This window comes from Thiomicrorhabdus heinhorstiae, from assembly GCF_013391765.2.
Classification (GTDB): domain Bacteria; phylum Pseudomonadota; class Gammaproteobacteria; order Thiomicrospirales; family Thiomicrospiraceae; genus Thiomicrorhabdus; species Thiomicrorhabdus heinhorstiae.
The window spans coordinates 32,545-45,567 of sequence record NZ_JACBGI020000005.1; the positions used below are offsets into that span (position 1 = coordinate 32,545).

Annotated in this window: 13 protein-coding genes; 7 read left to right on the forward strand and 6 right to left on the reverse strand. The window is 49.4% G+C overall.

All coding sequences use genetic code 11. From position 1 onward, the window contains the following. Nucleotides 1-9 precede the first annotated feature (9 nt). Complete coding sequence (locus H8792_RS04560; protein ID WP_185977750.1) at nucleotides 10-1,278, forward strand: FAD-dependent oxidoreductase; 1,269 nt, start codon at nucleotides 10-12, stop codon at nucleotides 1,276-1,278. A 50-nt stretch (nucleotides 1,279-1,328) separates the two neighbouring features. On the opposite strand, the gene H8792_RS04565 is transcribed toward H8792_RS04560, so the two are convergent. After that, nucleotides 1,329-1,829: a helix-turn-helix transcriptional regulator gene (locus tag H8792_RS04565; protein WP_228766947.1), complete on the reverse strand. Its 501-nt coding sequence runs from the start codon at nucleotides 1,827-1,829 to the stop codon at nucleotides 1,329-1,331. A gap of 119 nt (nucleotides 1,830-1,948) precedes the next feature. On the opposite strand from H8792_RS04565, the gene coaBC reads away from it, so the two are divergent. From coaBC to H8792_RS04590, 5 genes are all read left to right on the forward strand, one after another. Continuing rightward, nucleotides 1,949-3,163: a bifunctional phosphopantothenoylcysteine decarboxylase/phosphopantothenate--cysteine ligase CoaBC gene (gene coaBC / locus H8792_RS04570; protein WP_185977751.1), complete on the forward strand. Its 1,215-nt coding sequence runs from the start codon at nucleotides 1,949-1,951 to the stop codon at nucleotides 3,161-3,163. A gap of 76 nt (nucleotides 3,164-3,239) precedes the next feature. Next, the gene (locus H8792_RS04575; protein WP_185977752.1) at nucleotides 3,240-4,388 is read left to right on the forward strand and encodes a glycosyltransferase family 4 protein; all 1,149 of its coding nucleotides are present in this window, start codon (nucleotides 3,240-3,242) and stop codon (nucleotides 4,386-4,388) included. Between the two features lie 91 nt (nucleotides 4,389-4,479). Beyond that, complete coding sequence (locus H8792_RS04580; protein ID WP_185977753.1) at nucleotides 4,480-5,913, forward strand: ATP-binding protein; 1,434 nt, start codon at nucleotides 4,480-4,482, stop codon at nucleotides 5,911-5,913. Next, entirely contained in the window at nucleotides 5,910-6,623 is a 714-nt protein-coding gene (locus H8792_RS04585; protein ID WP_185977754.1) for a response regulator, read from the forward strand. The genes H8792_RS04580 and H8792_RS04585 overlap by 4 nt, the downstream gene beginning before the upstream one ends. A 156-nt stretch (nucleotides 6,624-6,779) precedes the next feature. Beyond that, nucleotides 6,780-7,175, forward strand: a complete 396-nt coding sequence (locus H8792_RS04590) for a hypothetical protein (protein WP_185977755.1) — start codon at nucleotides 6,780-6,782, stop codon at nucleotides 7,173-7,175. Nucleotides 7,176-7,256: 81 nt separating this feature from the next. Here H8792_RS04590 and H8792_RS04595 read toward each other — a convergent pair whose 3' ends face one another. From H8792_RS04595 to H8792_RS04615, 5 genes are all read right to left on the reverse strand, one after another. Continuing rightward, complete coding sequence (locus H8792_RS04595; RefSeq protein ID WP_185977756.1) at nucleotides 7,257-8,555, reverse strand: APC family permease; 1,299 nt, start codon at nucleotides 8,553-8,555, stop codon at nucleotides 7,257-7,259. Between the two features lie 28 nt (nucleotides 8,556-8,583). Continuing rightward, complete coding sequence (locus tag H8792_RS04600; RefSeq protein ID WP_185977757.1) at nucleotides 8,584-8,871, reverse strand: tetratricopeptide repeat protein; 288 nt, start codon at nucleotides 8,869-8,871, stop codon at nucleotides 8,584-8,586. Nucleotides 8,872-9,018: 147 nt separating this feature from the next. Beyond that, entirely contained in the window at nucleotides 9,019-9,591 is a 573-nt protein-coding gene (locus H8792_RS04605; RefSeq protein ID WP_185977758.1) for a DUF4136 domain-containing protein, read from the reverse strand. A gap of 334 nt (nucleotides 9,592-9,925) precedes the next feature. Then, on the reverse strand, nucleotides 9,926-10,105 hold the full coding sequence (locus H8792_RS04610; protein ID WP_185977759.1) for a hypothetical protein: 180 nt from the start codon (nucleotides 10,103-10,105) through the stop codon (nucleotides 9,926-9,928). A gap of 33 nt (nucleotides 10,106-10,138) precedes the next feature. Further along, the gene (locus H8792_RS04615) at nucleotides 10,139-11,104 is read right to left on the reverse strand and encodes an effector binding domain-containing protein (protein ID WP_185977760.1); all 966 of its coding nucleotides are present in this window, start codon (nucleotides 11,102-11,104) and stop codon (nucleotides 10,139-10,141) included. A gap of 241 nt (nucleotides 11,105-11,345) precedes the next feature. Here H8792_RS04615 and pgm point away from each other — a divergent pair, with 241 nt between their 5' ends. Beyond that, nucleotides 11,346-12,986: a phosphoglucomutase (alpha-D-glucose-1,6-bisphosphate-dependent) gene (pgm, locus tag H8792_RS04620; protein ID WP_185977761.1), complete on the forward strand. Its 1,641-nt coding sequence runs from the start codon at nucleotides 11,346-11,348 to the stop codon at nucleotides 12,984-12,986. The last annotated feature ends 37 nt before the right edge of the window (nucleotides 12,987-13,023 follow it).

Below are 13,023 nucleotides of genomic sequence, written 5' to 3' on the forward strand. Positions count from 1 at the left end.
AGAATCGCAATGAATAAGCAAACTCAATTTTCACGTAGACATCTGCTTAAGTTGCTTGGGCTAGGTGTCGGTTTCTCCGCATTGAAACATACCACGGCTTTTGCTGCGGAACGTCCGCACGTCGTAGTGGTCGGCGGAGGCTTTTCCGGTGCGACCTTGAGCAAGTATCTCAAAAAATGGGGCGGAAGCAGCGTTGATGTGACGCTGGTCGAAATCAACTCAACCTATGTATCTCCGATTTTAAGTAATCTGGTGTTGAACGGTCAGAAGAGTGTGTCTGATCTGAGCTTCAGCTATCAGACCTTAGGCCAGAAATATAATATCAACATTGTGCACGACCGAGTTACGGCGGTGGATAAAACCACGCAAACGGTTAGCCTTGCCGGAGGGCAGAGCCTGGTTTACGACCGTCTGGTGCTGGCTCCGGGAATCGATTTTATCGAGATTGCCGGTTTGGATTACGATAAGGTTCCACACGCTTGGAAAGCAGGAGCCCAGACTGATCTATTGAAGTCTCAGATTGAGGCTATCGGTGATGGCGGACACTTTGTGATGACCATTCCCAAGGCGCCGTATCGCTGTCCTCCGGGACCTTATGAGCGTGCGTGCGTGGTAGCGGACTATCTGCTGAACGCCAAAGGATTGAATGTTCAAGTGACGGTTCTGGATCAGAACTCTGCAATCACGGTTGAAGCCGATACCTTCGGACAGAAATTTAGCGAATACGGCATTAGCTATATTCCGAATGCCGAAGTGGTTGCTGTCGATTCCGACCAGAAAATTGTTTCCTATCAGATTGACGGCGCCACCACACAGAATCTACAGGCGGATGTTCTGAATGTGATTCCGAACCAGAGAGCCGGCGAGCTGGTGTTCCTGGCCGGAGTCAATCAGGGAAATTGGGCGCCTGTTAATCCGTTGAGCTACGAGTCGACGGTAGCGAGCAATATTCATATCATCGGTGATGCCCAGGGTACGGCCATGCCTAAGGCTGGGCATATCGGAAACTCGGAAGCGAAAGTCTGCGCCGATGCCATTTTGCGTTCGCTTAACGGTATCGCTCCGGATCCGGCGCCGAAAACCAATTCGGCTTGCTATAGCCCGGTTTCCAGAACCGAGGCTTCATGGTTGACGGCTGTCTACGAATATCGCAGCGACAAGGGGCAGATGCTGCTGGTTTCCGGCGCAAACTATCCAAAATCGTCTGCACCAAGCACGCGAAATTATCAGGATATGTTTAATTGGAGTGGAAATCTCTTCTCCGACACCTTTGCGTAATTTTAACTCTCTGAGTTTCATTACGCGTCTTCCCTTACGGCCGGCGGTTATTACGGGGTTAGCAGATCTTCAAAAAAGAAGGCTGTTAATTCATGACGACCGCTCAGGCCGGCTTTTTTATACAGGTTGGAAGCCTGCTGCCGTACGGTTTTCTGTTTAGTTTCGCGGATCTGGGCGATTTCTTCCAAACTGAGTCCTTTTAGAAGTAGCAAAGCAACTTCTTTCTCGCTTTCCGTCAGACGCCAGGTATTGAATTGGTTCTGAATCAGGCTGGAAAATTTAGACTGTAAACGTTCACTCTGCTGCGCCAGGGAATCGAGTTCGATTTGCGTCTCGGTCAAATCCTGCTGTGTTGTCTGCAGTTGGTTTTTCTGTTTCCAAGAATAGGCCATCAACACCGCAAAGGCACTCAGGCTTAATAACCCCATGCCGATTTCGACCCAGATATGCGTGGTCATGGTTCCGCGTTCTTCCCAATCGTAGACGATATCGACCGCGGCGATTAAGAACAGCAAAATAAAAATGGTCAGACTAAAACGTATCGCGTTCATAAGGTTTTCCGTCAAGTTAAGCGAGCGAAGTTCATGCATGGTTTCTAAAAGAAATCACGGTTTATCAGGTGTTTCGCAGTATCATAATAGGCACTTTAACAATCGAACCTGAATGCAAAATGAAAATTCTATTGGGCGTCAGCGGCGGGATTGCCGCGTATAAATCACTGTTATTGACCCGCTTGTTCGTCAAAGCAGGTTATCAAGTACAGGTGGTAATGACCGAAGGAGCCAAGGAGTTTATTCAGCCGTTATCCTTTCAGGCGTTATCCGGCAATCCGGTGCGCGATAGTCTGTTCGACGCCAACCAGGAAGCGGGGATGGGGCATATCGAGCTGGCACGCTGGGCCGATCAGATCGTCATAGCGCCGGCTACAGCAGAAACCTTGGCAAAATTGAGAATGGGACGTGCCGACGACCTGCTGACAACCTTGTGTCTCGCTACCGATCGCCCAATTATGCTGGCACCGGCAATGAATCGTCTGATGTGGGCTAATCAGGCCACACAAGAAAATATCGCCGTTTTGAAAGCAAGGGGATTTGAGGTTTTGCAACCCGGCAGCGGAGAGCAGGCCTGCGGAGAAATCGGCGAAGGACGCATGCCTGAACCGGAAGACATTTTAGTTGCAGTTGAAGCTTTTCAGGCCTCTTTGCAAGATCGACAGGCCGAGCTGCTCGCCAATGCACAGTTATGGAAGCAGCGCCGTTTGTTAATCACCGCCGGTCCGACTTATGAAGATATCGATCCGGTACGTTTTATCGGTAATCGCAGTTCCGGAAAAATGGGCTATGCTATTGCCGAAGCGGCAGCGTGCGCCGGAGCCGAAGTGACTTTGATCTCTGGACCGGTCAGCTTGCCGACACCGTTTGGTGTGGAGCGCATCGATGTGCGCAGTGCCGAACAGATGTTTGCCGAAGTGCAGAAGTACTATGCCGCTGCGGATTGTTTTATCAGTGCGGCGGCCGTTGCCGATTTCAGAGTCGAACAGATGGCAGAGCAGAAGCTTAAGAAGCAGAACGATGTCGATTCCATGAGCCTGAATCTGGTTAAGAATCCGGATATTGTCGCTTGGGTTACGGCGCAGCAGGATAAGCCGTTTGTCGTCGGTTTTGCCGCCGAAACGGAAAATGTGGAGAGCTATGCGAGAGATAAGTTAAGCCGAAAAAAACTCGATATGATCTGCGCCAATCAGGTTGGTCAGGGACTGGGCTTTGAGCGTGACGATAACCGCTTAACCGTGATCAGTGCTTCAGAAACACTTGCCCTTCCGCAATCCAGTAAGAGCGAACTCTCTTCAAAGCTGCTAAAAATCATCGGCAAGGCTTTGTCATAAATGCTTAAAAGGGTCGCCCGGTAAAAACAGTTAAGCTCCGCTGAATTGTGAAAAATGTCTGTCACGGAGCTTGAGCATGAAAATCTGTCTGTTTACCGATACCTTGGGCGATCTGAACGGGGTGACCCGCTTTATTCAGGATATGGGTGCTTTGGCCAACGAAGCGGCTATGCAGGGCGAAGAGGTTGAGTTGCATCTGGTGACGTCAACGGCCAAGACTTTGCCGCAAGCGGATTATATTCATAACCTTCCTTATGTTTGGCGGATGCCGATGCCGTTCTATCAGGAACTTGATCTGGTCTACTGCGGTAAAAAACAGATTGAGCAACTGTTACAGGCGATCCGGCCTGATTGGGTGCATATCTCCACTCCCGGTCCTTTCGGTTGGCGGGCCAAAAATATCGCGCAGAAAATGGGCTTCCGTCTGATCGGAACCTACCACACCGACTTTCCCGCCTATTTGTACGACCTGAGCGGTTTGCTGACGATCAAGCGCTATACCGACCGGATTATGGCGCGCTTCTATAAAGATTTCGAACATGTATTTTCGCGCTCCGAAGCCTACCGGGAAATCATGGCGCACGATATTGGTTTGGATTATGCGAAAACCTCGGTATTGGCTCCGGGAACCGATCTGCAAAAATTTCATCCCCGTCATCGCGATCCGGAAGTCTGGAATCAGTACGGTCTGGCGGGTAAACGTCCGAAGGTGTTGTATGTCGGACGGATTAATGTCGAAAAAAATATTCCGTTTCTGGTGGATGTCTGGCAGGCTTTAAGAGAGCAATTCCCGCAGATTCAGGCCGATCTGGTGCTTATCGGCGAAGGGCGTTACCGTAAATGGGCGGACCGTTTGCGAGCCGAGCATATCTATTTTTTAGGCCCGGTGGTCGGAGAAACGCTGTCGCAGCTCTACGCCAGTTCTGAATTGTTTATTTTTCCGTCGGTGACGGATACGCTCGGACAGGTGGTCATGGAAGCTCAAGCCAGTGGTCTGGGCTGCCTTGTTTCTGATGTCGGCGGTCCGCAAAGTCTGGTAGACGATCAGGAAAGCGGTTTGGTGCTCAAGGCCGACGATCTTGATGTTTGGGTGCAGAATCTGGCGGAAGCTCTGCAGGATCCGGCTCAATGCAAAAAGTGGGGCAAGCATGCGCACCGTCATCTGCAGCAGTATGACATTCGTGATTCTTATACCGATTTTATCGCCGCGCACAGAAATGAATAGTGTTCAAATTGCATGCTTTTTGCAACTTCTAGCCATTTAAATCTATTAAAGTAACAGGAGATATTGACTGAGATTTATATAGAGAGGGACTATGGGCATACGTTTAAAACTGACTGCGTTTCTACTGCTGTTCGGTTTTCTGGTCCTGGGGGCTCTGATCTGGAGCAATCAGTATGTCTTGCACACCACCATGCTGCAATATGTCGATCAAAGAGATCAGCAGCGCTTGCAGCGACTAAAGAATAATCTTCAGGTTTACCTGCAGGATGTGCCGACCGAGAAGGCCGATCAGATACCGGAAAGGGTCTGGTTAAAACTCCTGAATTTATCGCACCGTATCGATCTGACGCAGAACTCGATTCCGATGGAATTCATTTTGAAACATCGTGCGAATCGTCGTGCACCGCCGCCAGACGAATTTGAAAGTCGTGTCAGTTTATTGGACGGTAAAGGTCGACTGGTTTACGGCCCTTCACTGGAACCAACCGCCATGCGTATTCTTGTGAGTGACGGGGATCATGTGGTCGCACAACTTGGCTATCATCATTTAAAGGCTCTGACCGAACGCGCCGATATCGAATTTGCGGAAACCCAGTCGAAAATGCTCAGTCAGGGGGCGGTGCTGATCACCTTGCTGGCGCTGCTGTTGTTATGGCCTTTGGCCAATCATTTTTTGACGCCGATCCGACAGCTTACCGATGCATTAAAAGCCTTGGCTGCGGGCGATTTTGCCCGGCGTTTACCGACCGATCGCAGTGATGAATTCGGGGCTTTGCAACGCGATTTCAACTATTTGTCTAAAACGCTGCAAGCGGCACAAAACAGTCGCAATCAGTGGATCGCCGACATTTCGCACGAATTGCGGACGCCCTTGACGGTGTTAAGCGGTTCGATCGAAGCCATGCGTGACGGCATTCGCCCGCTGAATAGTGAAAATCTGCAGAAACTGTCGGATGAAGTTGCTTTATTGAACCGTTTGATTGAAGACCTGTATCAGTTGAGTTTAAGTGACGTCGGCGCGTTGCAGTATCGCATGAAGTGCCTCAATTTTAACTCACTGCTTGATCAGGTTGTTTCGTCGCAACGTCATGCCTGCGATTCGAAGGGATTGCAGCTTAGTTTAGCGACGGTAGATGACGTGCTTTGGGTTAAAGGAGACGAGGCGCGTTTAACGCAGATGTTGAATAATTTGTTGCAGAATTCGATTAATTACACCGATGCTCGGCAGAGTAGCGGCAGAGCCGGTGAAATTCGAGTGGCCTTACACAAGCAAGACGGTGTTTTGACTTTGCGTATCGCCGACAGTTCCCCCGGTGTTGCGGAAGAGCATTTGCTTAAACTGACCGAACGTTTTTTCCGGACCGAGCCATCGCGTAATCGCCGTTCCGGCGGTGCGGGATTGGGGCTGGCGATTGTGCGCAGAATCGTTGAAGCGCACGGCGGAAAGATACTATTGAGTTCTTCCGAACTGGGTGGTTTAGAGGTTAATATTGAGCTGCCCATCGCGACGAAGGAGGCGGAATGAGTAAGCAGGTTATTTTAATTGTCGAGGACGAGCATAAAATTGCCGATATTTTGGTGGAATATTTGCAGAGCCACGGCTATGAAACCGTCTATTTCGATCATGGTAGCGAAGTTGAAAGCTGGCTGAAGCAGCATCCGGTCGATCTGGTGCTGCTGGATGTCATGCTGCCCGATGCCGACGGTATGCAATTGTGTCAGGCGATCCGTAAATTCAGTCAGGTGCCGATTATGATGCTGACCGCCCGTGTGGAAGAGATTGACCGTATTCTCGGACTGGAACTTGGTGCCGACGATTATATGTGCAAACCCTTTAGTCCGCGCGAAGTGGTTGCTCGCGTCAAGGCGCTATTGCGCCGGGCGCAACCGGCCGTGGAACAGCAGAGTTATTGGCAGCTGGACGAAGAGCGCTATCAGGTTCATTACGCCGGTGTGGATGCCGATTTGTCTGCGGTCGAATTCGAGATTCTGCGGGCTCTGTCTGAAACGCCGGGCCGGATCTTATCGCGAGCCCAGCTGATCGATAATATCTACCATGACCATCGTATCGTCTCCGATCGAACCATTGATAGCCACATCAAGAAGTTGCGTCAAAAATTGGCCGCCGCTTTCGGTGAAGCCGAATGGATTCATTCGGTGTACGGAGTCGGCTATAAATTTGTTGAGCCGGTTCCGGAGACTGAATCAGAGACGGAAAAAGAGACAATTTCCTGAAAAATTAAGCTTGTTGAATCAATTGCACAGAGTCTCTTTTTCCTTGCATAAAGTTTGCAACTTTAAAGAGCATACTAACTACAAGCAGAAACGAATCTGCGGACTGTGAGCTCGAAATACCGGGTTCCGAAAATGAGATTCAATAGGAGATTCGACATGACTAAAACAAGCAAAGTAGTAGGAATTTTGGCTTTATCTGCACTGAGTGTTTCAGTATGGGCTTATGGTGACTTCGGCGGCCCTGGTGTGAAAGCCGGCCCTGGCCCGGCATCTCAAGGTTGCCAGAAAGCGGGCATGTTTAAAGGCGGGAAAAATATGGACCCTGCTGCACGCGAACAGCGCTTCCAGCAACGTATGGAAGTGCGTCTGCAACGTATGACGCAAAACCTGCAGTTGAGCCAGGATCAGCAAGACGCGATTCGCGGCATTATGACCGCCCAGCATCAAAAAATGCAAGCGGCGCGTTTGCAGCAACGAGCTGAGATCGATAAAGTTCTGACACCTCAGCAGTTGGAACAGGTTCAACAATTCCGTCAAGCTCGAGGATTCTAAGAGTTTACGGATATTCTTCTTGTGAACTTTCTTCCTTAAAGCGGTCGTTTCGGCCGCTTTTTTATTTCAGCGCCTACCTTGTCAGTAACTCCGGTGGAACCAATGGCCGCGCACGGAGCGGCCATACAGCCATTCAAACCCGAAAGAGGCCAGTACAAAACCACAAAAAATGACTAATGCAGTCGGATTACTTTGCGCAGTTTGAATCAGCAAAGTAATCAGAGCCAGAAGGCTGGCCAAGGTCGCAATAAGAGGAATAAGAGCCGATGCGCCAATTTGCTCTCGGAGCCGGTAAGCGCTGAAATTAACCACTGCAAAAATTAATAAAAAACCGGCACTGCCCAGAATGGCAATTTCAGTCAAATCGATACTGTTGGCCAGAAGCAGGCTGATGATTGCAATTGTCAGAATGCCGTTCATCGGGATATGGCGTTTTTCGTGATCGAGCGCTTCGGGCAATTCGCCTTCTTTGGCAATCAGGTAGCCTAAGCGGGCATTGCCGTAGAGGGTGGCGTTAATTGCCGAAAAGGTTGCCAGAACGGCCGCAATGGCAACCAGATGAAAGCCTTCTTTGCCCAGAGCTGGTTCGGCGGCGAGGGCCAAAGCATAATCCTGCGCGGCAATCAGCTGTTTCTCGGGCACGCTGCCGACTACAATAACGGCAATTCCTATATACAGAATCAGTACGCCGACGACCGATAAGTAGAAAGCCAACGGGAGGTTTTTTTCGGGGTTTTTAATTTCTTCGGCGGAATTGGCGATTAATTCGAAACCTTCGAAAGCGACAAAAATGATCATGCCGGCAATAAAAATCTCCAATCCGGGTTTCCAATTATGCGGAGAGAGGCGTTCGGAGTCCACAGTTGCTGCTCCCAGTATCATAATCAGTAGCAGTAACAGAAGTTTAACCGCAACAATGATGGTTTCCGATTTACTGACAAAACTGCTGCTGATTAAGTTGATAAGCATCGGCAGGACAATAGAAACGCTGATCAATACATGTAGCAGATAGTTTGAAGAAGAGGTAAAAAAAGTGGCGCCGTAGGACGCAAAGGCTTTAGCATACAGGGCGATGGTTACCAGATACGAGAGCCATAAAAACAGGTTCAATCCGCCGGAGAGCAGGTTGTGCTGAAAAGCTTGGTCAACGAAAAAGACCGTTCCGCCGCGGTTTTGAAAATGTGCACTCAGTTTGGCATAGGAGTAGGCGGTAAGCAGTGCGATAATGCCGGCGAAGCCGAATGCGATCGGGGTTGCTCCGCCAGCAAAGGAAATAGCCTCTCCCAAAACGGCAAAAATCCCTCCGCCCACCATGCCGCCGATGCCGATGGAGATTGCACCGATCAAGCCTATGGTTCGCGGTGAAGAAGAAGGTTCCATTTTAGGAGCGGATTCTCCTTATTAAGGTTTAGCGGTAGTAGCTTAGACTTTTACAACCCATTTCAGAACCGTTCGCACAGGCTTTTTTAAACCAGGCTTTGGCATGATGGTGGTTCTGCTTGACGATGCTGCCTTTATGGTACATTTTTCCGACCACATATTGGGCGTTAGCGTCGCCTAAATCGGCAAGTTGTTTGAAGTAGGTGAAAACATTCTGTTTATTACGTTCGCCGTTATCGATGCTTGCGTAAACGGGCGCGCTACCCAGGCACCACAAAGCGAAGGCCGCAACCGACCAGTGAGTTAATCGTTTCATCTCGTATCCTCGGAATGCCGTACCTGGGGGTCAAATTTTTATATCAGGACGGGCTTTGTTTACTGAATTCACCTTGTGCGTCATAAAAGAGTAACACAGCTTTTTTCCAACCGGGTAGCGGTATTCTCTTTTATGGACGCTTTTTTGTTATTTAGGCGGAAAATCTGCCAACAGGCGATCGACAAGCGATTGAATCCAACGTTCGGTTTCCTGCGGCGTCTCTTGCTGGCGAAGTAAAACTTCTAAGCTTGAGCGCCAGATCAAATCGCCTTGAGCATTCAGAATATCGACGGTAATGGAACCTTCGGTCTCCTCAATGTAATCGGGGGCGGTTTCAAAGAAAATCCCTCCGTGACGCCAGAAACCGCCAAAGCCGTAGGAGACGGAAACCGGATCGGGACGTAAACGTTTATAGGTGCCGATGTGGTAAGTGATATAGGCATCCGGCTTGGTTGTCGTCAGTAACAAACCTTTGGCATTCAGGTTGTTGGCGATTGCCAGTTGCAAACGTTTTGCCAGCAACGGCTGTTGACGGGCATATTCGGCAGCCTTTGGTGTGACTTGTCGCTCTTCCGGAAGCCACTCAAGGGTTTTGATATTGCTGAAAGAGGCTTGCGGGTCGTAATCCTTTTGTACCGGAAGACTACATCCGCCCAGCAAGCTAAAAAACATTAGGCTTAAGAGTAGTCTGGTGCGAATCGAGAACAGCGAGAGTGTCATGCGAGTGTTCCTCTTTTTAAATTATTGCCTTGAAAGAGCGTCTGACTGGTCAAACATTTCGTTCCAATCATGGGCTTCTTCAAGCGCTTCGTGCAGGAATGCAGTTTATTCTTTATTCCAGCCATAAATAGAACGGTGCGTCTCGATGGGAGAGGTATGCGTCGTCACCGTGTCCAATCCCGGCCGTTGAATAGAGTGTTCAGGTTATGGCCACCCACCCTACTCATCTTGATCTCCTGTCTGTTGCCGACCGTAATTTCGTAAATCGGCTTCAGGAGCAGTCGTATATTAATTAAATGATACTCCTTTTTGGAAGGATGTTCAGTCGCTGCGATTAATTACCTGATCGAGTCAGACGGAAAGAGAGCCAGAACGCCGGGACCATAATGGCAAATCCGAAAAGAGCGCTCAGAAAAGAGGTAAGCAGAGATTCCTGCTGGTAGATTCCCAAAGTGAGAATCAGCAGAGAGAGCCAGAAACTGTTGCGCAGAGACTTTTTTAATTGTGGGTTCATGGTCGTGTGTCTGTTCCGTGCCGGAAAAGCCTTTTATTTAATCGGCAAATAGAGAACCGTGTGCATCGTGTCCTCGGCACCTTCCTGCGGATTGGTTAAATACTCTTCCAGATAAGGTCGACTGCGGTCGATGCGTAGTCCGATCGATAACAAATGTTGAATCGACTGGTTCCAGACCAGTTCCAGGTGACGGTAAGCACCGAAATAATCGATTCGATAATAAGTGCCTCCTGGCAGACGGGAAGAGATTTGTCCCTCGGCGACGTCATTTACCGGGATGAAGAGCTCGCATTCGGTGGTCATGCTGGTTAGGTCAACTTTGTGATACGCAGTCAGCGGAGCTGAGGCTTGTTGTTGTTCTTTTAACTCGCCGAAAAGTTTCTCGAAGGCCTCGGATGCATAATCACTCAATTCATCAAAGCTGCCGAAGAAATGCTGGCTGATACCGAGTGCTTCGGAACGCTCGACCCGGTTTCCGAATTCGATTCGAAAGATTTCCGGACTTTCTTCCAGAAGATTGTCCAGCAAAAATAATCCGAGTTGTAAATCCTGTTTTAGCAGGTGTTGCAGACGGAATTGCTGCCAACGACGATACCAGGGAAGTGCGCTATGGATGCGCCAAGTTATTTCGGTAGTGGAATCATTACCGTCCCAGTCGATTTCGACTTTGCTTTGAATGCCTTTGAATTCAGCGGAGAAGTGAAGCTTGTTGTTTTGAACGCCATTCTTGGCATCGATACGACCTTTACCGAAAAATTGGCTGTTCCAGCTATGTTCCGATTCATTGGAACGATTGGATTCCGGGTCATGTAGCAGCCATGGATTCCATTTATGCCACAGGTTCAGGTTTGAAACCATCTCGGCAATCCGCTTTTGCGGGTGCTGGAGAACCTGGCTTTGCGTAACCCGCAACTCTTTTGGCAGGCTCAGCAACAGTCCTAAAGAGAAAGCGATTAGAGCCAGTATGACGATAATAATCGTTGCGATAAATGTAACCATATTCAGACGACCGGTTTTATTAAAAAAGATCAGAACCCGGCAGCAGGCCGAAAACTAATCCTAGCATACTCGTTTTATCGCTTGGAAGATTTGACGCGGGTGTTGATGGCAAATTAGTTGACCGCGCGCATGTTTTTGCAAGATGCGGAATTTTCATTTGTCATCTGTTTGACAAACAATCTAACTATCCTTTTTAATGAAGAATCCAAACCATACCTACAAAAATAGAAGAGAAGCATCTATGGCATTATCCCCTCTGGCCGGAAAGCCGGCACCGCATGAGTTATTGGACAATATCCCGCAATTAGTTGCCGACTATTACCGTTTGAAACCGGATGTTACCAATCCTGATCAGGCTGTCTCCTTCGGAACTTCCGGGCATCGAGGATGTTCAAGCAAAGCAACCTTTAACGACGATCATATTGCGGCGATCTGCCAGGCGATTGTCGAGTACCGCCGCTTGCAGAGCATTAATGGTCCGATGTTTATCGGCATGGATACTCACGCTTTATCGGAAGCGGCCCACTCTACGGCGGTAGAGGTGTTTGCAGCCAATGGTATAGAAGTCAAGGTTCAGAGTCAGGGGCGTTATACGCCAACGCCGGTGATCTCAAATGCGATTTTAAGTTACAACGCCGGTCGTCAGGGCGGTTTTGCCGACGGCGTCATTATCACACCGTCACACAATCCGCCGCAGGACGGAGGTTTCAAATACAACCCACCGAATGGCGGGCCGGCTGATACCGATGCGACTTCCTGGATTCAGGAGCGAGCCAATAATCTGATTTTGGCCGGTTTGAAAGACGTCAAACGTATTCCGTTGAATGAGGCGATGGGTTCCGAGTACGTCACACCGACGGACTTGATCACGCCTTATGTCGAGAATCTGGATAAGGTCGTCAATATGCAAGCGATCAAGGATGCCGGTTTGAAGTTGGCGGTCGATCCGATGGGCGGTGCGGCAATCGATTATTGGAAACCGATTGCTGAACATTACGGGTTGAATCTGGAAGTGGTCAATGCCCGAGTCGATGCCAGCTTCTCGTTTATGCATGTCGATAAAGACGGCAAGATCCGCATGGATTGCTCTTCGCCGTATGCGATGGCCGGTTTGATCGATTTGAAAGATCATTACGATTTGGCATTCGGTAACGACCCGGATGTCGACCGTCATGGAATCGTTGCGCCTTCGGTTGGTTTAATGAACCCGAATCACTATCTGGCGGTGGCGATTCAGTATCTGTTTACTCACCGTCCGGATTGGCCGGCGCAGGCAGCGATCGGTAAAACGCTGGTTTCAAGCTCGATGATCGATCGTGTCGCCGATCAGTTGAACTTGAAACTGAACGAAGTGCCGGTCGGATTTAAATGGTTTGTTGATGGTCTGCAGACCGGTGATTTCGGTTTTGGCGGTGAAGAGTCAGCCGGTGCGTCTTTCTTGCAGTTTGACGGTTCTCCGTGGAGTACCGATAAAGACGGTATCATTATGAACCTGCTGGCGGCCGAGATGACCGCTGTTACCGGTAAAGATCCGGGAGAATTATACAAAGAGCTTGTCGAGCAATTCGGCAATCCGGTTTACAGCCGAATCGATGCGCCGGCTAATCGTGAACAGAAAGCGATTCTGAAGAATCTTTCTCCGGATATGGTCAAAGCCGATACTTTGGCAGGCGAGCCGATTTTGGCCAAGTTGACGCATGCACCGGGTAATGGTGCGGCGATCGGCGGTTTGAAAATCACCACTGAAAACGGCTGGTTTGCAGCCCGACCTTCCGGTACTGAGGACATCTACAAAATCTATGCCGAGAGCTTTAAAGGCGAAGAGCATTTACAGGCGATCTTGACTGAAGCACAGGCGATCGTCAGTGATGCTTTGAAGTAAGCGTCGGCGTTTTTGAGAGGTTATAAAGGGGCTTTCG

Excerpts from the sequence above, each read along its gene's own strand:
- H8792_RS04615 (WP_185977760.1), bottom strand. The coding sequence starts at position 11,104 with ATGGTTACATTTATCGCAACGATTATTATCGTCATACTGGCTCTAATC.
- coaBC (WP_185977751.1), top strand. The coding sequence starts at position 1,949 with ATGAAAATTCTATTGGGCGTCAGCGGCGGGATTGCCGCGTATAAATCA.
- H8792_RS04600 (WP_185977757.1), bottom strand. The coding sequence starts at position 8,871 with ATGAAACGATTAACTCACTGGTCGGTTGCGGCCTTCGCTTTGTGGTGC.
- H8792_RS04560 (WP_185977750.1), top strand. The coding sequence starts at position 10 with ATGAATAAGCAAACTCAATTTTCACGTAGACATCTGCTTAAGTTGCTT.
- pgm (WP_185977761.1), top strand. The coding sequence starts at position 11,346 with ATGGCATTATCCCCTCTGGCCGGAAAGCCGGCACCGCATGAGTTATTG.
- H8792_RS04565 (WP_228766947.1), bottom strand. The coding sequence starts at position 1,829 with ATGAACGCGATACGTTTTAGTCTGACCATTTTTATTTTGCTGTTCTTA.
- H8792_RS04575 (WP_185977752.1), top strand. The coding sequence starts at position 3,240 with ATGAAAATCTGTCTGTTTACCGATACCTTGGGCGATCTGAACGGGGTG.
- H8792_RS04595 (WP_185977756.1), bottom strand. The coding sequence starts at position 8,555 with ATGGAACCTTCTTCTTCACCGCGAACCATAGGCTTGATCGGTGCAATC.
- H8792_RS04590 (WP_185977755.1), top strand. The coding sequence starts at position 6,780 with ATGACTAAAACAAGCAAAGTAGTAGGAATTTTGGCTTTATCTGCACTG.
- H8792_RS04605 (WP_185977758.1), bottom strand. The coding sequence starts at position 9,591 with ATGACACTCTCGCTGTTCTCGATTCGCACCAGACTACTCTTAAGCCTA.
- H8792_RS04580 (WP_185977753.1), top strand. The coding sequence starts at position 4,480 with ATGGGCATACGTTTAAAACTGACTGCGTTTCTACTGCTGTTCGGTTTT.
- H8792_RS04585 (WP_185977754.1), top strand. The coding sequence starts at position 5,910 with ATGAGTAAGCAGGTTATTTTAATTGTCGAGGACGAGCATAAAATTGCC.
- H8792_RS04610 (WP_185977759.1), bottom strand. The coding sequence starts at position 10,105 with ATGAACCCACAATTAAAAAAGTCTCTGCGCAACAGTTTCTGGCTCTCT.